Annotated in this window: 18 protein-coding genes; 13 read left to right on the top strand and 5 right to left on the bottom strand. The window is 62.3% G+C overall.

Annotation, left to right across the window (positions count from 1 at the left end; genetic code table 11):
* Positions 1–40 precede the first annotated feature (40 nt).
* From ACZ25R_RS01245 to ACZ25R_RS01260, 4 genes are all read left to right on the top strand, one after another.
* A complete protein-coding gene (locus tag ACZ25R_RS01245) occupies positions 41–1,228 on the top strand; it encodes a serine hydrolase (protein ID WP_472459742.1) in 1,188 nt (395 codons plus the stop codon).
* A gap of 58 nt (positions 1,229–1,286) precedes the next feature.
* Positions 1,287–2,543 (top strand): ATP-binding protein, encoded by a 1,257-nt coding sequence (locus ACZ25R_RS01250; RefSeq protein WP_472459743.1) that lies wholly within the window; start codon positions 1,287–1,289, stop codon positions 2,541–2,543.
* Between the two features lie 345 nt (positions 2,544–2,888).
* Positions 2,889–4,181 carry an NCS2 family permease gene (locus tag ACZ25R_RS01255; RefSeq protein ID WP_223615447.1) on the top strand — a complete coding sequence of 431 codons (1,293 nt, stop codon included), beginning with the start codon at positions 2,889–2,891 and terminating at the stop codon, positions 4,179–4,181.
* Positions 4,182–4,248: 67 nt separating this feature from the next.
* Positions 4,249–4,854, top strand: coding sequence for a deaminase (locus tag ACZ25R_RS01260; RefSeq protein ID WP_223615446.1), 606 nt, complete (start codon positions 4,249–4,251; stop codon positions 4,852–4,854).
* Between the two features lie 60 nt (positions 4,855–4,914).
* On the opposite strand, the gene ACZ25R_RS01265 is transcribed toward ACZ25R_RS01260, so the two are convergent.
* Positions 4,915–5,793, bottom strand: coding sequence for an arginase family protein (locus tag ACZ25R_RS01265; protein ID WP_472459744.1), 879 nt, complete (start codon positions 5,791–5,793; stop codon positions 4,915–4,917).
* Between the two features lie 152 nt (positions 5,794–5,945).
* Between ACZ25R_RS01265 and ACZ25R_RS01270 the strand changes: the two genes are divergently transcribed.
* Complete coding sequence (locus ACZ25R_RS01270; RefSeq protein ID WP_472459745.1) at positions 5,946–6,869, top strand: LysR family transcriptional regulator; 924 nt, start codon at positions 5,946–5,948, stop codon at positions 6,867–6,869.
* Here ACZ25R_RS01270 and ACZ25R_RS01275 read toward each other — a convergent pair.
* Positions 6,856–7,359: an ureidoglycolate lyase gene (locus ACZ25R_RS01275; protein WP_472459746.1), complete on the bottom strand. Its 504-nt coding sequence runs from the start codon at positions 7,357–7,359 to the stop codon at positions 6,856–6,858. The genes ACZ25R_RS01270 and ACZ25R_RS01275 overlap by 14 nt on opposite strands.
* Positions 7,360–7,368: 9 nt before the next feature.
* Positions 7,369–8,787 (bottom strand): allantoinase PuuE, encoded by a 1,419-nt coding sequence (puuE, locus tag ACZ25R_RS01280; RefSeq protein ID WP_472459747.1) that lies wholly within the window; start codon positions 8,785–8,787, stop codon positions 7,369–7,371.
* A 181-nt stretch (positions 8,788–8,968) separates the two neighbouring features.
* On the opposite strand from puuE, the gene uraH reads away from it, so the two are divergent.
* Genes uraH through xdhC form a run of 4 tightly spaced genes read left to right on the top strand, consistent with a single transcriptional unit; the run spans position 8,969 to position 14,036 of the window.
* A complete protein-coding gene (gene uraH / locus ACZ25R_RS01285) occupies positions 8,969–9,337 on the top strand; it encodes a hydroxyisourate hydrolase (protein WP_472459748.1) in 369 nt (122 codons plus the stop codon).
* A gap of 6 nt (positions 9,338–9,343) precedes the next feature.
* A complete protein-coding gene (gene xdhA / locus ACZ25R_RS01290) occupies positions 9,344–10,822 on the top strand; it encodes a xanthine dehydrogenase small subunit (protein ID WP_472459749.1) in 1,479 nt (492 codons plus the stop codon).
* A gap of 9 nt (positions 10,823–10,831) precedes the next feature.
* A complete protein-coding gene (xdhB, locus tag ACZ25R_RS01295; RefSeq protein ID WP_472459750.1) occupies positions 10,832–13,168 on the top strand; it encodes a xanthine dehydrogenase molybdopterin binding subunit in 2,337 nt (778 codons plus the stop codon).
* Between the two features lie 7 nt (positions 13,169–13,175).
* The gene (xdhC, locus tag ACZ25R_RS01300; protein ID WP_472459751.1) at positions 13,176–14,036 is read left to right on the top strand and encodes a xanthine dehydrogenase accessory protein XdhC; all 861 of its coding nucleotides are present in this window, start codon (positions 13,176–13,178) and stop codon (positions 14,034–14,036) included.
* 3 nt (positions 14,037–14,039) lie between these two features.
* Here xdhC and ACZ25R_RS01305 read toward each other — a convergent pair whose 3' ends face one another.
* Complete coding sequence (locus ACZ25R_RS01305; RefSeq protein WP_472459752.1) at positions 14,040–14,954, bottom strand: LysR family transcriptional regulator; 915 nt, start codon at positions 14,952–14,954, stop codon at positions 14,040–14,042.
* Between the two features lie 134 nt (positions 14,955–15,088).
* Between ACZ25R_RS01305 and ACZ25R_RS01310 the strand changes: the two genes are divergently transcribed.
* Together ACZ25R_RS01310 and guaD are read left to right on the top strand one after the other, a co-directional pair.
* The gene (locus ACZ25R_RS01310; RefSeq protein WP_472459753.1) at positions 15,089–16,330 is read left to right on the top strand and encodes a urate hydroxylase PuuD; all 1,242 of its coding nucleotides are present in this window, start codon (positions 15,089–15,091) and stop codon (positions 16,328–16,330) included.
* Entirely contained in the window at positions 16,327–17,682 is a 1,356-nt protein-coding gene (gene guaD / locus ACZ25R_RS01315; RefSeq protein ID WP_472459754.1) for a guanine deaminase, read from the top strand. Before ACZ25R_RS01310 ends, guaD begins: the two co-directional genes overlap by 4 nt.
* A gap of 43 nt (positions 17,683–17,725) precedes the next feature.
* Here the strand turns inward: guaD and ACZ25R_RS01320 are convergent, their stop codons facing one another.
* Positions 17,726–18,556 (bottom strand): IclR family transcriptional regulator, encoded by an 831-nt coding sequence (locus ACZ25R_RS01320; protein WP_472459755.1) that lies wholly within the window; start codon positions 18,554–18,556, stop codon positions 17,726–17,728.
* A gap of 167 nt (positions 18,557–18,723) precedes the next feature.
* Here ACZ25R_RS01320 and gcl point away from each other — a divergent pair, with 167 nt between their 5' ends.
* Positions 18,724–20,508 (top strand): glyoxylate carboligase, encoded by a 1,785-nt coding sequence (gene gcl, locus ACZ25R_RS01325; protein WP_346305694.1) that lies wholly within the window; start codon positions 18,724–18,726, stop codon positions 20,506–20,508.
* A gap of 25 nt (positions 20,509–20,533) precedes the next feature.
* Positions 20,534–21,349 (top strand): hydroxypyruvate isomerase, encoded by an 816-nt coding sequence (gene hyi / locus ACZ25R_RS01330; RefSeq protein ID WP_472459756.1) that lies wholly within the window; start codon positions 20,534–20,536, stop codon positions 21,347–21,349.
* The last annotated feature ends 2 nt before the right edge of the window (positions 21,350–21,351 follow it).

Genomic DNA, 21,351 nt, shown 5'->3' on the forward strand with positions numbered 1-21,351 from the left:
TTGAATTATGCCTTCGCCCCTTTCGCATGGAGATCCCGCAATGCTGCTTGGTTTCGCTCGTCAAAGCCTGTTGTACTGCGTTAGAACGCTTGCGCTAGCCTGTGCCCTTGCCACCGGTTTGGCGGGCGCGGCGCAGGCAGCGGACCAGCCTTGGCTGGTGCTCGACGTGCCGACCGGCAAGGTCCTAGGCGAGGGCAACGGCTATGCGCCGCACGGACCGGCCTCGCTGGCCAAGATGATGACGCTTTATCTAACCTTCGAGGCGATCCGGAAGGGCAAGCTGAAGTGGGATGATCGTATCGTCATGTCGGCCAACGCTGCCCGCAAGATTCCAGCGAAGCTGTGGATGCGCGGCGGCGATACGCTGAGCGTGCGCGAAGCCGTGGATGCCATGATCATCCTTTCGGCCAATGATGCGGCTTCCGCCATGGGTGAGCATCTGGCCGGATCGGAGGCGCGTTTTGCACAGCAGATGACCCAGCGTGCACGGCAGCTTGGTCTCAGAAACACGGTGTTCCGCAACGCATCCGGCCTGACGGAAAAGGGACAGACGACAACGGCGCGGGATATGGCCGTGCTGGGCGTGGCCGTGATGCGCGATTTCCCCAAGGAGTATGGTCTTTTCTCGCAGCGGTCCTTCGTCTTCCGCGGCAAGCAGATCAACGGTCACAACAATCTGATGTATCGCTATGCCGGCGTTGACGGGATCAAGACCGGCTATACCGACGCTTCAGGTTTCAATCTCGTATCCTCGTTCACTGACAACAACAGGCATATTGTCGGCGTTGTCCTCGGCGGCAAGACCGGCCGGTCGCGTGATGACCGGATGGCGGAGCTTTTGACCCAGTACATGCCGCTTGCAAGCGATGCGGGCAAACGTGGCAATAATCTTGTTGCCAAAGCCGAACCGCAGCGCAAACCCGGTATTGCCGAACTTATCGATGAATCCGCCATCGAGCAGGGCGACGGTGGTCTTCAGCCTTTGAAAACAAGCGGCCAGTGGAATATCCAGATCGGTGCGGTGGATACGCGCGCCGATGCCAACCGGTTGCTGGGCAAGGCGGATCAGCTGGTCCGTTCGATTTTGCCCGAGGCCAAGGGTTATATTGAACCCGCAGCCAAGCGCTTTCGGGTGCGGTTTGGTGGTTTCACGGATCTACAGGCTGCAAGTGCCGCCTGTTCCGAACTGAAGCGCCGCTCGTTCGCCTGTATTGCATCGCGCATGTGATTAAAAATAGACGTCTATTCGCTTTAAATCAGACGGTAAATGATTTAGGAATGGACGCATGAGTGATTCCTCGTCTGAAAAGCATGGCCTGATCGAAAGACGCGTCGGGCCGCACGTCGCAACCGCCCTGTCGGATACGCGGGTCGTGCTGATCGCCGGCCCGCGCCAGGCGGGCAAGACGACGCTGGCCCGCCAGTTCTCGGGTGCCGACAGGCCCTATCTGACATTGGACGATGCCGCGACCCTGCAGGCGGCCCGTACCGATCCGGTCGGCTTCATCCGCGGGCTGAAACGGGCCGTCATCGACGAGGTGCAGCGCGCGCCGGAACTGATGCTGGCGATCAAGGAGAGCGTCGATACGGATCAGGAGCCGGGACGTTTCCTGCTGACGGGATCGGCCAATCTCGCCACGGTTCCGGCCATCGCCGATTCCCTCGCGGGACGCATGGCGGTCATCCCGCTGCTGCCGTTTGCGCAATGCGAACTGGCGGGAACGCCGGGCAATTTTCTCGACCGGCTGTTTGCCGGGGACGATCTGCAGCTGGCAGCCCGCCCGGTCACCGGACAGGCCCTGAGCGATATCGTGCTGCGTGGCGGCTACCCGGAGGTCGTGCGCCGGTCGTCGCCAGCGCGCCGCAAGGCCTGGCTGGAAGACTACGTTGCCCTCATTCTCGACCGAGACGTGCGGGACATCGCCAATATCGATCAGCTGGACCGCCTGCCGCGGCTTCTCGATGTGCTGGCCGAACATGCGGGCCAACTGACCAACCATTCCAGTTTCGGTGCGGCGCTCGGCCTTTCCAGCGTGACGGCGCAGAAATATGTCGCCATTCTCGAACGGCTGTTCCTGGTGCGCACCTTGCCGCCCTGGTCCACCAACCGGCTGACCCGGCTGATCAAGACGCCCAAGCTGCATTTTCTCGATACCGGTCTGCTCGGCGCCCTGCGCGACACCGATGCCGACGACGTGCTGAGCGACCGCACGCGGTTCGGTGCCATCCTGGAAAGCTTTGTCGTGTCGGAAATCTTCAAGCTGGCGGCCTGGTCGGAGCGCCGCCTGACCTTTTCGCATTACCGCACCAAGGATCAGGACGAGGTCGATCTGGTCATCGAGGACAGGCGTGGCCGGGTCATCGGCATCGAGGTCAAGGCGGCGGCCACCGTGCGCCAGCAGGATCTGCGCGGGCTGCGCCAGTTGCAGGAGGCGGTCGGCGACCGCTTCGTCCATGGCATCGTGCTGCACGATCACGACCGGATAACGCCCTTCGGCGAAAAGCTGCATGCAATGCCGCTGTCCAGCCTGTGGTTGAGTTAAGTCAGGCAGGATGCTTGCGGGATGCGGCAAATGTTTCTATGAATGAGAGGGATAGCCGCAGCCGCTATCTGCCTCTTTTCCCATCCGAAACTTAGCTGGCATCAATAAAATATTGAAGCTGTTTCGCTCATGTCTGCGGAAATCATGGCCTAGCATCGCCGCGCCGGAAGACGCACTATCAGCCCCGCAGTGGAAGCACTGAGGAGAGGCTGGCCGTGGAGGAGCTGCGCCAGTTTTCTCTTGATTGAAGACGTTCGAAAACTCAAAACAGGCAGCCATGCGACTCGCCGATCCAAGGGGGTCACGCAGCAACCGGAGACTCGGCGAGAGCCAGGGGGAGGAATCATGCTCGAAAAGCTTTTCAAGCTACGAGAACACAACACATCCGCACGCATTGAAATGCTCGCGGGACTGACGACATTCCTGACGATGTCGTACATCATCTTCGTCAATCCGGAGATTTTGTCGTCGACGGGAATGGACCGCAATGCCATCTTTGTCGCCACCTGTATCGCCGCGGCGGTTGGATCGCTGGTCATGGCGCTTGTCGCCAACTGGCCCATCGGGATGGCGCCGGGCATGGGCCTCAATGCCTTCTTCGCCTTCACGGTCGTGGCGGCGATGGGCTTCAGCTGGCAGCAGGCGCTGGGTGCCGTTTTCATTTCCGGATGTATTTTCATCCTGCTTACCGTTACGGGCGTGCGCAGCTGGCTTGTTGCCGGCATTCCCAAATCGCTGCGCAGTTCCATTGCGGCGGGCATCGGCCTCTTCCTTGCCTTCATCGCGCTGAAGAATTCCGGGATCATCGTCGCCAACCCCGCCACCTTCATCGGTCTGGGCCATCTCGGCAGCACGCCCGCCCTGTTCGCCATGCTGGGCTTCTTCATCATCGCGGCGCTCGATGCCCTGAAGGTGCGCGGTGCGATCCTCATCGGCATTCTCGTGGTCACCGTCCTGTCGATGGCCGTGGGCGCCAGCGAGTTCAAGGGCGTGTTTTCCGCCCCGCCGAGCCTGGCGCCGACATTCCTGCAGCTCGATATCATGGGCGCCCTGCATACGGGCCTGCTGCAGGTGATCCTGGTGTTCGTGCTGGTCGAGGTATTCGACGCCACGGGGACGCTGATCGGCGTGAGCAAGCGTGCCGGTCTGATCGAGGAGGGGAAACCCAACCGTCTCGGACGCGCCCTGTTTGCCGACAGCACCGCCATCGTGGCCGGTTCGCTGCTGGGCACCAGCAGCACCACCGCCTATGTCGAAAGCGCATCGGGCGTTCAGGCCGGCGGTCGGACCGGATTGACGGCACTCACCATTGCCGTCCTGTTCCTGGCGGCCCTGTTCATCTCGCCGCTGGCCGGTTCCGTTCCCGGTTATGCCACGGCACCCGCCTTGCTCTACGTCGCCGGCCTGATGATGCGTGAACTCACCGACATCGAATGGGGTGATGTCACCGAGGCAACCCCAGCGGCACTGACCGCCCTGATGATCCCGTTCACCTACTCGATCGCCAACGGTCTTGCCTTCGGCTTCATCAGCTACGTCGTGATCAAGACGTTCACGGGCCGGGTCAAGGACGTGCATCTGGCAACCTGGCTCGTGGCGATCCTGTTTGTCGTCCGTTACACCCTGTTCCCGGTGTGAAAAAACGGCCCGGATGCATGCCGTATCCGGGCCAGACTGTTTGCAGGCTTAAGCGAAGGACACGTCAATGACTGTGGAAAGACCAACGACCGCGACGATCGATGCGCTGCTCGACGCGATGGAGCATCACATCATTCCGATGACGGAAAAGGGTGTGGCGGCAGGCAACAAGATTTTCGGCGCCGCCTTGCTGCGCAAGTCGGATCTGTCGCTCGTTCTGGCGGAGACGAACAACGAGACGGAAAACCCGCTCTGGCACGGCGAGGTGCATACGCTCAAGCGCTTCTACGAAGTGAACCCGGACAAGCGCCCGGACCCCAGGGATCTCATCTTCCTGTCGACTCACGAACCCTGCTCGATGTGCCTTTCGGCCATCACCTGGGCCGGCTTCGACAATTTCTACTATTTCTTCAGCCATGAGGATTCCCGCGATGCCTTCGCCATCCCGCATGACCTGAAGATTCTGAAGGAAGTCTTCACGCTGGAGCCCGGCGGTTACAACACTGAAAATGCGTTCTGGAAAAGCTATGCCATCCACGCGCTGATTGCGGCGCTGCCGGAGCCGGACCGGGGCAGGCTGCATGCCCGTGCCGCCCGGATCGCCAAGAAATATGCGGATCTGTCGAACCAGTATCAGGCGGGCAAGGATCAGAATTCGATCCCGCTGAACTAGGGCCCCGACCCATCGACACATGGACGAGACGGGGTTTGCGCCCCGTCTCGTCCGTTTTGGCTAGCTGCTGCCGAGAAGTGGCAGTGTCCGCAGCGATTTTGCCAGCCGGATCGCGCTCCACGGCATGTATTCGGCGATCGCCAGCCCGACAATATCGGCTTCGGCATCCACGGCCCGCAGAATTCCGACCACTTCCTCGAAGCGCATCCGGCCTTTCGCGACGCCGTCAAAGGCATCCGGACCTGCAGCGGGGTCCTGCGAAAGAAGGAAATCGTAGAAAGCGGGATCGAGCACATCGAGGTCGAAATGCACCGCCACCTTCCTGGCGCCGGACGCGCGCAGCCAGGCGAGGACGGGCTCGGCCGACCCGGCCAGGTCTTCCGGGCTGAGCCGCGCGAGGCCGTGCTTTGGAATGAAATCGGTTTCGAACGGGGTGGTTTCGGTCAGTCCGACATAGAGGATCTGGCTGGCTTTCACCGGCTTCGGCACGGCGGCCACGAAATCCGGATCGCCCATGCCCATCAGCATGGCAAGGACATGCGCATGGGCGTTGCGGAACTGCTGCGGCCCCATCACGTCGGGGTGGGCATCCACCCAGAGAATCGCGAGATCGTCGCCGTATCTTGCATTGAGATAGGCAATCGGCGCGAGGTCGATGAGGCAGTCGCCCCCCAGGGTGACAATGGCCTCGGGATCGTGCCGGGCGATGGACGCGCTGGTTGCGGCGATGAGATCGAGCAGCGGCTGGCGGGAGACGATGCCCCGCTCGACCGACCGCACGGCGTCATCAGCTTCCGGCACGGCCACCGTCTCTTCGGGCCCCGGCGCCTGCGGCGCCAGGGCAGCGAGCACGCGGGCGCCGATTGCATAGTCGGGATGGTCGCCGCCCTGCCATTGCGGCAGGTTCAGGCGCAGAATTTTCATCGGATCGATGGTCATGGATTCACTCTTTCCTGTAGGAGACGTGCAGCCGGACGGGCCCCGGCCGCGCTGAAAGCAGGAAATAGGTGATTGAAATCGGAAACAAAATGCCGCATTCATGGCATCACCGTCCATAAATATGGACAATCGTTCGCACGTGGAGAAACGCGGTGAATCAGCTGCTTGCGATGCGCGCCTTCGTACGGGTCGTTGAATCCGGTTCCTTCCGGGGCGCTGCCAACCAGCTGCTGCTGCCGCGCTCGACGGTGAGCAAGCTCGTGACCGATCTGGAAAAGCATCTCGGCACCCGGCTGATGCACAGGACCACCCGCCACGTCGCGGTGACACCGGAGGGCGAGGAATATTACCGCCATGCGGCCCGTCTGGTGGCGGAGATCGACGAGGCCGACGGTGCGGTGCGCGGCAGCAAGCTGACGCCGCGAGGGCATCTGCGCATCGAATCCACCGCCACGTTCGCCCAGAATATCCTGATCCCGCACCTGCCGGATTTCCATGCGCAATACCCGCACATCACGATCGCATTGGGCACAAGCAACCGAACGGCGAACATCGTCGGCGAGGGCGTGGACTGCGCGATCAGGGCCGGGGACATCGGCGACCTGTCCCTCGTGGCACGGCACCTGTTCGATGCCGGGTTCGTGACATGCGCGTCGCCCGCCTATCTCGAACGCATGGGGACGCCTGCGGCCCCGCAGGAACTCGCGGGCCGCCACTGCAAGGTTGGCTTCTTCTCGCATTCGGATGGCAAGGCCAAGCCGATGCTGTTCGTGAAGCCCGGCGACAGGTACACCGTCAGCGAGCTGCAATTCTCCGCCAATGAGGACAATAGCCAGATCGCCATGATGCTGGCAGGGCTGGGTATCGGACAGAATCTCAGGCCGTTCGTCCAGCCTTACCTGGAGTCCGGGCAACTCGTTGAAATCCTCGGCGAATGGAGCCATCCGCCGCTGCCGTTCCATGTGGTGTATCCGCCCGGCAGGCATCAGAGCGCCCGGCTGAAGGCCTTTATCCAGTGGCTTGTCGAGCGCTTCGGGAAAGCCGGCATGCCGCCGGCCGCGCTCAGCGGACGATGAACGGTTCGGGGTAAAAATGTTCCTCGAGATTGTTGCCGTCGCCGCCGCGATCCACGACGATAAAATCCGAGATGCCGCCGAGGGGCGTGAGGATGCCATGCCAGATATTGCGATGGATGTTCACACCCTGTCCCGGTCCCGTCAGGAAAGCGATGGGATCACCCGCTCCGCCAGGCAGGTCATGGGCAACCACGACCAGCAGGGGATGGGCGGACAGCGGCATGAAGGCCTGGCTGCCGAGCGGATGCCGCTCCACCATCGTCAGCGTCAGCGGCAAATCATAGGGCTTGCCGCGCAGGAGGCTGATCAGCACGCGCGGGTTTTCCCCCGTTGTCTCGACCTTCGCCAGGTCGTGATAGCGCGTGCACATGCCGTGATTGATGGGAAAGCTGGATGATCCCTCCACCTCGATCACGTCGCCGAAGGGCTGGAACGCTTCAAGGGTAAGGGGCTGTATCCGAATCTCGCGCGTGGCTGTTGAACCTGACATGGTCATCCCTCAGTTTGGCAGCATGCCCTGCAGGCGGAGAAACGCGATCCGCTCCACCTGCCGGCAGGCGGTGTTGAATTCGGTTTCCCGGTCATTCTTGACGCGTGTCCTGAAGGCTTCAAGGATGCCATCCTTGCTGTGGTCCTTGACCGCGATGATGAAGGGGAAGCCGAAGGTTTCGACGTAGAGGCCGTTGAGCGCTTCGAACTGCGCGCGCTCCGCGTCGGTCAGGGCATCGAGACCGGCGGATGCCTGTTCCTGCGTGGAACTTTCCGTCAGCCGCTTGGCCTGCGCCAGTTTTCCCGCCAGATCCGGGTGGGCGGTAAGCACGGCAAGCCGTTCCTCCGCCGACGCGCCGCGGAAGACGGTGGTCAGCAGGGCATGCAGCCCCGCTGCCGTGTCGTGCCCATGGGAAAGCTCGCCGGCAAAGGCGCGCAGCGCGATCCATTCGGAATGTTCGAACACGCCGCCAAAGCGCGCCACGAATGCCGCTTCCGCCAGTCCCGACGGGCGCGGTTCGCCGGATGGCTGCGGATGGGTTTCTGCCCAGTGCCGGGCAATGTCGATGCGCCGCGCCAGCCAGACATGGCTGTGGCTCTGCACATAGTCGATGAACCTTGCGACGGCGGCCGCGCGCCCCGGCCTGCCGGCAAGGCGGCAATGCAGGCCGATGCTCATCATCTTGGGAGAACCCGCTTCGCCTTCGGCGTAGAGCGTGTCGAAACTGTCCTTGAGATAGGAGAAGAACTGCTCGCCGGAATTGAAGCCCTGCGGCGTGGCGAAGCGCATGTCATTGGCATCCAGCGTATAGGGGATGATCAGCTGCTGCCGGCCGGCAGCCTCGTGCCAGTAGGGCAGGTCGTCGGCATAGGAATCCGACACATAGTCGAAGCCGCCTTCCTCCGTTGCGAGGTCCACCGTGTTGACCGAGCAGCGGCCGGTGTACCAGCCCTTCGGCCGTTCGCCGGTGATATCCGTGTGGATGCGGATGGCCTCGCGCATATGCTCGCGCTCCGCCTCCCTGGTATAATCCTTGTATTCGATCCACTTCAGCCCGTGCGAGGCGATCTCCCAGTCCGCATCCAGCATGGCGCGGACCTGTGCCGGCGAACGCTGCAGGGCGGTTGCCACGCCATAGACGGTTACAGGCACCTTCCGGTCGGTGAACAGGCGGTGCAGGCGCCAGAAACCGGCCCGCGCGCCATATTCGTAGATCGATTCCATGTTCCAGTGCCGCTGGCCCGGCCAAGCCTGCGCGCCGACGATTTCCGAGAGAAAGGCTTCCGATGCGGCATCCCCATGCAGGACGCAGTTCTCGCCGCCTTCCTCATAGTTCACAACGAACTGGACGGCGATTTTTGCGCCGTCCGGCCAATGGGCCTGCGGCGGGGTTTCTCCGTATCCATGCAAGTCTCTGGGATATCTCATGGCAGCGATCCGTCCTCCACTCTGCTGGTCCGATCCCATGAATAATCAAATAAGCGGAGATGCATTCCCCCAGAAAATTTTGAAAGTCCTGCAAGGAAGCGCCGCCTACTGCACCGCCGCCGCGCCGGGCAAACTGGGCGATGCAAAAGTGGAAAATCCGCCTCGGGAGGGAGGAACGCTCATGAGTTCTCAGAACGAAACGACAGGCCGTCTGACGACGCATGTGCTGGATACCGCCAGCGGCAAGCCTGCCGCCAACCTGCGGGTCGATCTCCTGCGTCTTGACGGCGAGCAGTTCTCGGCACTGCGCAGCACGCGCACCAATGCGGACGGACGCTGCGATGCACCGCTTCTGGCCGGCGCGGAGATGCGTGCCGGCACCTACGAGCTGCGTTTCCACGTTGGCGCCTATCTCGGCGGGCAGAGCGATGGCGCCGTGCCGTTCCTCGACGTGGTGCCGATCCGCTTCGGCATTGGTGACGAGGCCGCGCACTACCATGTGCCGCTGCTCGTCGCGCCCTATGCCTATTCGACCTATCGCGGGAGCTGACCGGCCATGGATATCCAGACGCGCACCAGCATCCGCTTCCTGCTCAATGACCGGCTTGTCGAACTGACCGATGTGGCGGCAACCCAGACGCTACTCGATTTCCTGCGCCTCGATCGCCGGTTGCGCGGCACGAAAGAAGGCTGCGCCGAAGGCGATTGCGGCGCCTGCACCGTCCTGGTTGGCCGCCTGACCCATGGCCAGCTGACCTATGAATCAGTCAATGCCTGCATCCGTTTTGTCGGCTCGCTCGATGCCTGCCATGTCGTCACGGTGGAGGCGCTTGCCGCAGCCGACGGCACGCTGCATCCGGTGCAGCAGGCGATGGTCGACACCCATGCGTCCCAGTGCGGCTTCTGCACACCCGGTTTCGTCATGTCGCTCTACGGCCTGTGGATGCACAATCCGAGCCCGGCGGTGCGCGACATTGAAAAAGCGCTGCAGGGCAATCTGTGCCGCTGCACCGGCTATGCCGCCATCATCCGCGCGGCGCAAAGCGTGTCGGCGCGCAATGCCGGCAATGATCCGCTTGTCGCCGAGCGCGCACGGGTCATCGAACAACTGCAGGCATTGAAGGACGGCAGGCGCGTCGATATCGGCGAAGGCAAGCAGCGTTTTATCCTGCCCGCCGATGTGGATGATTTCGCCGCTGTTCTCGACGCCAATCCCGGCGCAACCATCGTTGCCGGTTCGACCGATGTCGGGCTGTGGGTGACGAAATTCATGCGGGAGATCGGACCCGTCATCTTCACCTCGCATCTGGACGGGCTGCGCGGGATCACGGCCGACGAGGACGGACTGACGCTCGGTGCGGGTGTGAGCTACACCGATGCCTATCCGGCCATCTCGGAACATTTCCCGCAATTGTCGGAGTTGTGGAACCGCATCGGCGGCGAGCAGGTGCGCAATATGGGCACGATCGGCGGCAACGTCGCCAATGGTTCGCCCATCGGCGATACGCCCCCGGCGCTGATTGCGCTCGGCGCAAGCGTGCGCCTGCGCAAGGGGCCGAGCCGCCGGAGCGTGCCGATGGAAAAATACTTCATCGACTATGGCAAACAGGACCGCGTGCCGGGAGAATTCGTCGAGGCGATCCACATTCCCGCGCTCAAGCCGGGCGAACTGTTCGCCGTCTACAAGATATCGAAACGGCTCGACGAGGACATTTCGTCGGTGTGCGGTGCGTTCAAGGTGCTGCTCGACACTGCTGGCAAGGTACGGGCTGCCACGATTGCCTTCGGCGGTATGGCGGGGACGCCAAAGCGTGCTTCGAGCGTGGAACAGACGCTGACCGGTTCCTTCTGGAACGACGAGACCATCGAACGGGCGATGGCGGCCTTTACAGCGGATTTCACGCCGCTGACCGACTGGCGCGCCTCGGCGGACTACCGCCTTTTGACCGCCAGGAACCTGCTGCGCCGCTTCCATCTGGAGACGACGGGCGAAGACAATATCCGGCTGAACCGTTATGCCGCGGTTGCGGGCTAGGAGGAGAGCATGAATTCGATCCAGCCGCTGGCCCGCATCAAGGGTGGGGTGCACGAACAGCAGCCGCATGAATCCGGCCACAAGCACGTTTCCGGTTCCGCCGAATATATCGATGACATGCCCGAACCGGCCGACACGCTGCACGCCTATCTCGGCCTGTCGCAGCGTGCCCACGCGGACATCGTGTCAATCGATTTCGAAGCGGTCAGGGCATGTGCGGGTGTCATCGGTGTCCTGACGGTGGACGATATCCCCGGCCACAATGATGTGAGCCCGGCCGGCAAGCATGACGATCCGGTTTTTGCGGTGGGCAAGGTGGAGTTCCATGGCCAGCCCATGTTTGCCGTCATTGCCGAAACGCGGCAGATTGCCCGGAACGCGGCCGCGAAGGTCAAGGTGGAATACCGCGATCTCGATCACGCCATCGACGTGCTCGACGCCGAAAAAGCCGGCTATCCGCTGGTCATCGATCCGCTCAAGCTCGAGCGCGGAGATATCGCCGAGGGGCTTGCCAAGGCAACGAACCGGCTGAGCGGTGAAATGCGCATCGGCGGGCAGGATCATTTCTATCTCGAAGGCCACATCGCCTTTGCCATGCCGGGTGAGGACGACGAGGTGACGGTGTATTCCTCGACCCAGCACCCGAGCGAGACCCAGCACATGGTCGGCCACGTTCTCGGCGTGCCCGCCAATGCGGTCACGGTCAACGTGCGGCGCATGGGCGGCGGCTTTGGCGGCAAGGAAACGCAGGCCAATTTGTTTGCTGCGGTCGCGGCGGTTGCGGCGAAGAAATACAAGCGGGCGGTTAAAATCAGGCCGGACCGCGATGACGACATGGTTGCCACAGGCAAACGCCACGATTTCCACGTGGCCTATGAACTGGGTTTTGACGATGACGGCCGTATCGAAGCGGTGGACGCGACGTTTTCGGCGCGCTGCGGTTTCTCCGCTGATCTCTCAGGACCGGTCACCGACCGCGCGCTGTTTCACGCCGACAACTGCTATTTCTATCCGAATGTCCGCCTGCGTTCGCGGCCGCTCAAGACCAATACGGTGTCCAACACGGCGTTTCGCGGCTTCGGCGGCCCGCAGGGCATGGTCGGCGGCGAGCGGATGATCGAGGATATCGCCTATGCGCTGGGGAAGGACCCGCTGGAGATCCGCAAGGTTAATTTCTACGGTGACACCGAGAGGAACGTCACGCCCTATCACCAGACTGTCGAAGACAATATCATTCCGCAGATCGTCGCCGAACTGGAGGCATCGTCGGACTACGCGGCCCGGCGTGAAGCGGTCCTTGCCTTCAACCGCGACAGCCGGATCATCAAGCGCGGCATCGCGCTGACGCCGGTCAAGTTCGGCATCTCCTTCACCAAGACCGAATACAACCAGGCCGGTGCGCTGGTGCATGTCTACAGCGACGGTTCGATCCATCTGAACCATGGCGGCACGGAAATGGGGCAGGGGCTCTACACCAAGGTGGCGCAGGTGGTGGCCGACGAGTTCCAGGTCGATCTCGACCGCGTCAAGGTGACCGCGACGACCACGGCGAAGGTGCCGAACACATCGGCGACGGCAGCATCGTCCGGGTCCGATCTCAACGGCATGGCCGCGGCCAATGCGGCGCAGCAGATCAAGGCGCGGCTGGTGGATTTCGCCGCCGAACATTATGCGGTCGCAAAGAGCGAGGTGTTCTTTGAACCCAACGCGGTCCGCGCCGGCAATCGCCTTATCCCGTTTCCCGATTTCATCCGGACGGCCTACGGCGCGCGCGTGCAGCTGTCGGCGGCGGGTTTCTACAAGACCCCGAAAATCCACTGGAACCGTGCGGAAGGCAGAGGCAGGCCGTTCTATTACTTCGCCTATGGCGCTTCGGTCTCGGAAGTCAGCATCGATACGCTGACCGGCGAATATCAGGTCGACCGGACGGATGTGCTGCATGATGTCGGAAAATCGCTCAATCCGGCGCTCGATCTCGGCCAGGTTGAGGGCGCCTTCGTGCAGGGCATGGGGTGGCTGACCACCGAGGAACTCTGGTGGGACGCCAAGGGACGCCTGCGCACCCATGCGCCCTCCACCTACAAGATCCCGCTCGCCTCGGACCGTCCGCGCCAGTTCAATGTGGAGCTGGCCACCTGGTCCATCAATCGCGAAGAGACGATCCGCCGTTCCAAGGCGGTCGGCGAGCCGCCGTTCATGCTGGCCATCTCCGTGCTCGAGGCAATCTCTATGGCAGTCGCCAGCGTTGCCGACTACCGGGCCGCGCCGCGCCTCGATGCCCCGGCGACACCGGAACGCGTGCTGATGGCGGTCGAGCGGCTGCGCGCTGCGCGAAACGGGAAGTGAGCGTCCCATGCCGTCGAACCGCGATGATATCAGGGATTTTCTCAACCGGCGCAAACATGTGGTGCTGGTCGAGGTGAAATCCGCCAGCGGCTCGACGCCGCGCGAAGCGGGCGCCTGGATGCTGGTTGCGGTCGATTGCATTTTTGGGACCATCGGCGGCGGCCAGCTGGAATTCATGGCCATCGACCACGCGCGGCGGCTGCTGAGCGAAGGCGGGGCGGATGCAGACGATATTTCCGTTCCGCTCGGACCGGAGATCGGACAATGCTGCGGCGGGCGGGTTGCCCTCGGCTTCAAGCGGGTGGACAGGCCCCTGCGCTCGGCGCTGGTGGAAAAGGTCGATCTGGAAATCGCCCAGCGCCCGCATGTCTACATCTTCGGGGCGGGGCATGTCGGCGACGCGCTGGCCATGGCCCTGTCGCTGGTGCCGCTGCGCATCGTCCTCGTCGACACGCGCGAGATCGAACTGTCCGCCACGCGGGTCCCCGGCATCGAAACCTGCCTGACGGCGATGCCGGAAATGGTGGTGCGCGATGCCCCGGCGGGCAGCGCCTTCGTTGTCCTCACCCATGACCATGCGCTGGATTTTCTCATCACGGCCGAAGCCCTGGCCCGGGGCGATGCGGCCTATGTCGGCATGATCGGTTCGAAGACCAAGAAGGCGACCTTCCGCAGTTGGCTGGAGCGGGAAGTCGGCCGCCCGGACATTTTTGACGGACTTGTCTGCCCGGTGGGGGGAAGCGCGGTCAAGGACAAGCGCCCGTGCGTCATTGCGGCGCTGGCGGCGGCCGAAATCATGACCTCAGCCCTCAACCACCGGATCGGCGAGGAGCGCCTGCCCAGGCAGAAGGCACGCCTGCACGCCTGATGCCTATTCGAGCATGGCGCTGATCAGCCGCTGGCAGCGTTCGGTCATGAAATCGATCATCAGCCGCACCTTCGGGTCCTGGAACCGCTTGTGCGGATAGATCGCCGCAAGCTGGATGCTGACCGGTGGCGTGTTTTCAAGGATCGGCTGCAACGTCCCGTCATTGATGTGGTTTTTGACCTCGAACAGCGGCTTGTTGATGATGCCGCGGCCATCGAGCGCCCAGCGGGTCAAAACGTCCCCATCATCGGAATCATAGGGGCCGCTGACCTCCAGCTTGCGCGGGCCTTCCGGCGTCTGCAGCGTCCAGTAATATTCCTTGGAGCCGGGATAGCGCAGAAGCAGGCAATCGTGATGCCCGGTTATGAGCTCGTCCGGGTTGGCCGGGATGCCGCGCTTGGCAAGATAATCCGGCGAGGCGCAGATCACCCGCTCGCAGTTCATGATGCCGCGCATGCGCAGGTTGGAATCTTCGAGAATGCCGAGCTTGAAGGCGACGTCGACGCCCTCGCTCATGATGTCGATATTGTGGTCCGACAATCGCAGCCGCACCTCGATATCCGGATATTTGTCGTGGAATTCCGGCACGCCGGAGGCAATCAGCCGACGGCCGATACCGAGCGGCGCGGTGATGCGGATGGCGCCCTTCGGCTTTTGCGACAGGTCGGCAATCGCCGCTTCCGCCTCGTTGATCGCCTCGATGATCTTGACCGCCCCTTCATAGAAGACACGGCCATGCTCGGTCGGCGTCAGCTTGCGCGTGGTGCGGTTGAAAAGGCGCACGCCGAGATAGCGCTCCAGCTCCTTGATGCGGTTGCTGGCGACAGCCGGGGACGCCCGCTGGTCCCGGCCGGCGGCAGAAAGGTTTCCCAGTTCGACGACGCGAACGAAAACACGAAGATTATCGAAATATGACATGGTTCCCACCCCTGTCTTACACCGTTCCATGATGTAGCATTTTATAGTTTTTTTTGAAAGAGATGGGTGATTTATGGCGTTTTCCTGCGGCTCAGGCTTTGGCACATACTCTTTCGCATAAAAGGGAGAGCCGCATGTATGAATATGCCATAGCCTGGGAATGGCTGAATTTTGCCGTCCGCTGGTTGCACGTGATCACCGGCATTGCGTGGATCGGCTCGTCGTTCTATTTCGTGGCGCTTGACCTTGGCCTGCGGCAGCGACCGGACCTTCCGGTCGGCGCCCATGGCGAGGAATGGCAGGTGCATGGCGGCGGTTTCTATCACATCCAGAAATATCTGGTCGCGCCGGCGCAGATGCCCGAACATCTCACCTGGTTCAAATGGGAATCCTATGCGACGTGGCTGTCCGGCTTCGCCATGCTGTGCATCGTCTATTATGCCGGCGCCGACCTCTATCTGATCGATCCGCATGTGCTTGATGTGTCGCGCCCGGTGGCCATCGCGATCTCGCTGGCCTCGATCTTCGGCGGCTGGGTGGTCTATGACACGATCTGCAAGTCGCCGCTGGGCCGCAACGATACGCGGCTGATGGTGCTGCTCTATTTCATTCTGGTCGGAATGGCCTGGGGCTATACCCAGCTGTTCACCGGCCGTGCCGCCTTCCTGCATCTGGGTGCCTTCACGGCGACGATCATGTCGGCAAACGTGTTCATGATCATCATTCCCAACCAGAAGAAGGTGGTTGCGGACCTCATTGCCGGCAAGACGCCGGACCCGAAGCTGGGCAAGCAGGCCAAGCAGCGCTCCACCCACAACAACTACCTGACGCTGCCGGTGCTGTTCCTGATGCTGTCGAACCATTATCCCCTCGCATTCGGCACCCAGTACAACTGGATCATCGCGTCGCTGGTCTTCCTGATGGGCGTCACCATCCGCCACTGGTTCAACACGCGCCATGCCCGCAAGGGCGACCCGACCTGGACCTGGCTGGTCACCGCCGTCCTGTTCATCGTCATCATGTGGCTGTCGACGGTGCCGAAAATCCTGTCGGGAAGCCCGGCCGCCGACAAGGTATCGGCCGTGCAGCAGCCCTTCATCGCCTCGGCGGAATTTCCCAAGGTGCGCGATACGGTCCTTGGCCGCTGCTCAATGTGCCATGCGAAGGAGCCGGGCTGGGAAGGGCTTATCGCCCCGCCCAAGGGCGTCATGCTGGAAACCGATGGCCAGATCGCCGCGCATGCCCGCGAGATTTATCTGCAGGCCGGGCGCTCGCACGCCATGCCGCCCGCCAACGTGACCGCCATCTCCAATGAGGAGCGGCAATTGCTGGCCAAATGGTATGAGAACACAGTCAAGGGAGGAACAATCCAATGAGCCAACTGCTGCTGCGCGGCCGGGTGCTGACCTTTACCGATGCGCCGAAGGCCATCGATGACACCGCGTCCTATTCCTATTTCGAAGACGGTGCCGTTCTCATCGAAAACGGCAGGGTTGCCCGCGTGGGTGACCATGCAACGCTTGCGCCTCTGGCCGGGCCGCAGGCGGAGATCGTCGATCACCGCCCGCATCTGATCCTGCCGGGCTTCATCGACACGCATCTGCACTTCCCGCAGACACAGGCCATCGCCTCCTACGGGGCGCAGCTGCTGGAATGGCTCAACACCTACATCTTTGTCGAGGAGCAGAAGTTCGTGTCTTCCGCCCATGCCGATTTCATCGCCGGGCGCTTCATGGACGAACTCCTGCGCAACGGCACGACTTCGGCGGTTGCCTATTGCTCGGTGCATCCGGAAAGCGTCGACGCCTATTTTGCGGCAGCGGAAAAGCGCAACATGCTGATGATCGGCGGCAAGGTCATGATGGACCGCAATGCGCCGGAAGGGCTGCGCGACACGGCGCAGTCCGGTTACGACGAGACCAAGGCGCTGATCGCGAAATGGCACGGCCGCGGCCGGGCGCATTATGCCATCAGCCCGCGCTTTGCCATCACCTCGACCCCCGAGCAGATGGAGATGAGCCGGGTTCTCGTGCGTGAACATCCCGAATGCTACGTGCAGACGCACCTGTCGGAAAACCGCGACGAGGTTGCCTATGCCACGTCGCTGTACCCCGCCGCCAAGGATTATACCGACATCTATGCCGGCTATGACCTCCTGGGCAAAAAGATGCTGCTCGGGCACTGCATCTACCTGTCCGACCGGGAAATTGCGGTCCTGGCGGAAACCGGGTCCGTGGCGGTCTTCTGCCCGACCTCCAATCTGTTCCTCGGCAGCGGCCTGTTCGACCGCGACCGGTTCCAGCAGCTGGGCGCGCGGTTTTCGGTGGCGACGGATGTCGGCGGCGGCACCAGCTTCTCCATGCTGGAGACGATGGCCGAGGCCTACAAGGTGCTGCATGTGCAGGGCCAGCGCCTCTCGCCCTTCGCGTCCTACTATATGATGACGCTCGGCAATGCGCGGGCGCTCGGCCTTGAAGACCGGATCGGATCGCTGCATGCGGGCGCCGATGCCGATATCACGGTTCTCGACAGCCGTGCCAAGCCGGCGATGGAATTGCGCATGCGCACGGCAACCACGCTCGCCGAAGAACTGTTCATCCTGCAGACCATGGGGGACGACCGTTCCGTGGCCGAGGTCTACGTGGCGGGCAAGCCGATGAAGAGCAGGCTCGACAAACATCCGGCGGCGGGTCCCGCCCGGTCGGCGGCCGATCTGCAGATCGCCTGAGGGTGACGAAAAAGGGGCCGACGGCCCCTTTTTGCTTTTCCCGCTAGAGTTCGTGCGGTTTGCGGCCACCCATGGCCTGCGTCAGCTCATCGGCGGTCCGACGGATGACCGGTCCAAATACATCCAGCTTGTTCTTGGGCAGGCGCACGGCCGGGCCTGAAATCGAAATCCCGGCGATGGCCTCGCCGTGTTCATTGAAAACGGGTGCTGCGATGCAGCGCATGCCGAGCGTGTGCTCCTCATCGTCGATCGACCAGCCGCGTGCGCGGATCTGTTGAATGTCCTTCAGGAGGGCGGGCAGCGTATCGAGCGTGCGGTCGGTGAAATGCGCCAGCGTCTTGCCGCTGAGCATCTGGCCGATATCGGTGTCGGACCAGGTCGACAGGATCGCCTTGCCGATGCCGGATGCATGGATGGGGCCGCGCCGTCCCGGCCGGAAGAAGGCGCGCATCGGCGCATGGCTCTCGATCTGCGAGATGAACACCACATCGCCTTCATCCTCGATGGCGACATTGGCGGTCTCGCCGCAGGCGTCCATCAGCTTTTTCAGGAATGGCCGGCTGATGCTGCCGAGCTTGCGGTAGCGCAGGAAGGCATTGCCGATTTCAAAGGCGCGCACGCCCACCGTCCATTCGCCGGATTCCGGGTCATGCGTGAGCATGCCGTGATTGGCAAGCGAAGTCAGCAGCCGGTGAACGGTCGATGGCGCCATGCCCGTGTGGTCGGCGAGGTCCGTCAGCGTCGATCCGTCATTGTCGGCGACGATGCTGAGCAGATGGAGGCTGCGATCAAGCACTTGAACCGAGGAAGGCACGGCATTCTCCCCCGCCTTGCGTCCCCGCCTGCCTTTTGGTGCCGTCGACTGTAAGGCCATGCTGCCGTCTTTCCCCTTGCATTACGATGCATTGGCATAATCCGGCGCGGTTGATTTTACCAGTTTTATTGAAAATCTTTATTTCCATATGATGAGAATTATTTCCAGAAATTCATTGTGCGATTCATGAAACGGATTATGATCCCACTAAATCTGGAGGAATGATCATGACCAAAATGCGTGCTGTCGATGCTGCGGTTCTTATCCTGGAAAAGGAGGGGATCGATTGCGCTTTCGGTGTGCCGGGCGCGGCCATCAACCCGTTCTATTCGGCGCTGCGCGCCCGTGGTTCGGTCCGCCATATCCTGGCGCGCCACGTGGAAGGTGCTTCGCACATGGCGGAGGGCTATACCCGCGCCAATCACGGCAATATCGGCGTGTGCATCGGCACATCCGGCCCGGCCGGTACCGATATGATCACCGGTCTTTACTCGGCCTCGGCCGATTCCATCCCCATTCTGTGCATCACCGGGCAGGCGCCGCGCGCCCGTCTCGACAAGGAGGATTTTCAGGCCGTCGATATCGCTTCCATCGCCAAGCCGGTGACCAAATGGGCGGTGACCGTGATGGAACCCGGCCTGGTGCCCTACGTCTTCCAGAAGGCCTTCCACATCATGCGCTCGGGCCGTCCGGGGCCGGTGCTGATCGACCTGCCGCTGGATGTGCAGCTGGCGGAAATCGAATTCGACGCCGACACCTATGAACCGCTTGAGCCGTACAAGCCCGCCGCAACGCGCGCGCAGGTGGAAAAGGCGCTTGTTATGCTCAATGCGGCGGAACGCCCGCTGATCGTGGCGGGCGGCGGCATCATCAATGCCGATGCCTCCGATCTCCTGGTTGAATTTGCCGAAATCACCGGCGTTCCCGTCATCCCGACATTGATGGGCTGGGGAACGATCCCGGACGATCACCGGCTGATGGCGGGCATGTGCGGCCTGCAGACCTCGCACCGCTACGGCAACGCCACGCTGCTGGCATCGGACTTCGTGCTGGGGATCGGCAACCGCTGGGCCAACCGCCATACGGGCAATGTCGCGACCTATACGGAAGGGCGCACATTCGTGCATGTCGACATCGAGCCGACCCAGATCGGCCGCGTCTTTGCGCCGGATTTCGGCATTGTCTCCGATGCGGGCAAGGCGCTGAAGCTGTTCCTCGACGTGGCCACCGAATGGAAGGCCGCAGGCAAACTGCGCGACTGGTCGGCATGGGCGCGGGAATGCCAGGAGCGCAAGCGCACCCTGCTGCGCAAGACGCATTTCGACCAGACGCCGCTCAAGCCGCAGCGCGTCTACGAGGAGATGAACAAGGCGTTCGGGCGCGATACCTGCTATGTCACGACCATCGGCCTCAGCCAGATCGCCGGGGCGCAGTTCCTGCATGTCTACCGCCCGCGCAACTGGATCAATTGCGGTCAGGCCGGTCCTCTCGGCTGGACCCTGCCCGCCGCCCTCGGCGTGCGTGCCGCCGATCCGCACCGGCCGATCGTGGCGCTCTCCGGCGACTATGATTTCCAGTTCATGATCGAGGAACTGGCCGTCGGCGCCCAGCACAAGCTGCCCTATCTGCACGTGGTCGTGAACAATTCCTATCTCGGGCTGATCCGCCAGGCGCAGCGCGGCTTCAACATGGATTTCGAAGTGTCGCTTGCTTTCGACAACATCAATGCGTCTGATGATGCGGAGAAAGGCTACGGCGTCGACCACGTGGCGGTGGCCGAGGGTCTCGGCTGCAAGGCCATCCGCGTGCGCAGCCCCAACCAGTTTGCCGACGCCTTTGCGCAGGCGCAGGCGCTGATGGACGAACACCAGGTGCCGGTGGTCATCGAGTTCATCCTCGAGCGGGTGACCAATATCTCCATGGGCGCCGACATCAATGCGGTGGTCGAGTTCGAGGAACTGGCCGAACAGAAACAGGATGCGCCGACCGCCGTCGCGGCATTCCTTGACTGACATTCACTGACTTTCCGGAGGTTCCATGCCCAAATTTGCAGCCAATCTGACGATGCTCTTCAACGAGGTTCCGTTTCTCGACCGCTTTGCACTGGCCAGCCAGGCGGGTTTCGATGCGGTGGAATATCTCTTCCCCTATGAATTCGACGCCGCCGTTCTCAAACAGAAACTCGGGCAGCACCGGCTGGTGCAGGTGCTGCACAATCTTCCGGCCGGCAACTGGGCGGGCGGCGAGCGCGGCATCGCGGTGCTGCCGGACCGCATCGATGAATTCCGGCGCGGCGTTGCCACGGCCATCGACTATGCCACCGAGCTGGGATGCAGGCAGATCAACTGCCTTGCCGGCATCGCGCCGGTCGGGCTGGCGGCCGATGTGCTGCGCACGACATTCGTGCACAATCTGCGCCTAGCGGCGCAGGAGCTTGCCAGGCATCAGATCCGCCTGCTGATCGAGCCGATCAACGCCTGTGATATTCCCGGTTTCTACCTGAATACCGTCGAACAGGCGGCATCGATCATCGATGAGGTCGGCAGCGACAATCTCTTCATCCAGTACGATCTCTATCATCAGCAGCGCACGCGCGGCGAACTGGTGGCGACCTACCAGCGCCACAAGGACCGCATTGCCCATATCCAGCTGGCCGACAATCCCGGCCGGAACGAACCGGGCACGGGCGAGATCAACTATCCCTTCGTGTTCGAGGCACTGGATGAGGCCGGTTACACCGGCTGGATCGGCTGCGAATACAAACCAAAGACTGAAACGCAACGCGGACTGGGCTGGCTGAAGGACTTTTCCGACGCGCAGAAATCCGCCGACATCTTGAGAATGAGGAGCTGAGG

This window comes from Phyllobacterium sp. RCAM01083 (genome assembly GCF_055685835.1).

What these genes read in the sequence shown, in the direction of transcription:
- xdhB (WP_472459750.1), top strand. Translation starts at nt 10,832, where the DNA reads ATGAATTCGATCCAGCCGCTGGCCCGCATCAAGGGTGGGGTGCACGAA.
- guaD (WP_472459754.1), top strand. Translation starts at nt 16,327, where the DNA reads ATGAGCCAACTGCTGCTGCGCGGCCGGGTGCTGACCTTTACCGATGCG.
- xdhC (WP_472459751.1), top strand. Translation starts at nt 13,176, where the DNA reads ATGCCGTCGAACCGCGATGATATCAGGGATTTTCTCAACCGGCGCAAA.
- ACZ25R_RS01310 (WP_472459753.1), top strand. Translation starts at nt 15,089, where the DNA reads ATGTATGAATATGCCATAGCCTGGGAATGGCTGAATTTTGCCGTCCGC.
- uraH (WP_472459748.1), top strand. Translation starts at nt 8,969, where the DNA reads ATGAGTTCTCAGAACGAAACGACAGGCCGTCTGACGACGCATGTGCTG.
- ACZ25R_RS01305 (WP_472459752.1), bottom strand. Translation starts at nt 14,954, where the DNA reads ATGTCATATTTCGATAATCTTCGTGTTTTCGTTCGCGTCGTCGAACTG.
- ACZ25R_RS01265 (WP_472459744.1), bottom strand. Translation starts at nt 5,793, where the DNA reads ATGACCATCGATCCGATGAAAATTCTGCGCCTGAACCTGCCGCAATGG.
- gcl (WP_346305694.1), top strand. Translation starts at nt 18,724, where the DNA reads ATGACCAAAATGCGTGCTGTCGATGCTGCGGTTCTTATCCTGGAAAAG.
- ACZ25R_RS01260 (WP_223615446.1), top strand. Translation starts at nt 4,249, where the DNA reads ATGACTGTGGAAAGACCAACGACCGCGACGATCGATGCGCTGCTCGAC.
- ACZ25R_RS01255 (WP_223615447.1), top strand. Translation starts at nt 2,889, where the DNA reads ATGCTCGAAAAGCTTTTCAAGCTACGAGAACACAACACATCCGCACGC.
- ACZ25R_RS01275 (WP_472459746.1), bottom strand. Translation starts at nt 7,359, where the DNA reads ATGTCAGGTTCAACAGCCACGCGCGAGATTCGGATACAGCCCCTTACC.
- puuE (WP_472459747.1), bottom strand. Translation starts at nt 8,787, where the DNA reads ATGAGATATCCCAGAGACTTGCATGGATACGGAGAAACCCCGCCGCAG.
- ACZ25R_RS01320 (WP_472459755.1), bottom strand. Translation starts at nt 18,556, where the DNA reads ATGGCCTTACAGTCGACGGCACCAAAAGGCAGGCGGGGACGCAAGGCG.
- ACZ25R_RS01250 (WP_472459743.1), top strand. Translation starts at nt 1,287, where the DNA reads ATGAGTGATTCCTCGTCTGAAAAGCATGGCCTGATCGAAAGACGCGTC.
- ACZ25R_RS01245 (WP_472459742.1), top strand. Translation starts at nt 41, where the DNA reads ATGCTGCTTGGTTTCGCTCGTCAAAGCCTGTTGTACTGCGTTAGAACG.
- xdhA (WP_472459749.1), top strand. Translation starts at nt 9,344, where the DNA reads ATGGATATCCAGACGCGCACCAGCATCCGCTTCCTGCTCAATGACCGG.
- hyi (WP_472459756.1), top strand. Translation starts at nt 20,534, where the DNA reads ATGCCCAAATTTGCAGCCAATCTGACGATGCTCTTCAACGAGGTTCCG.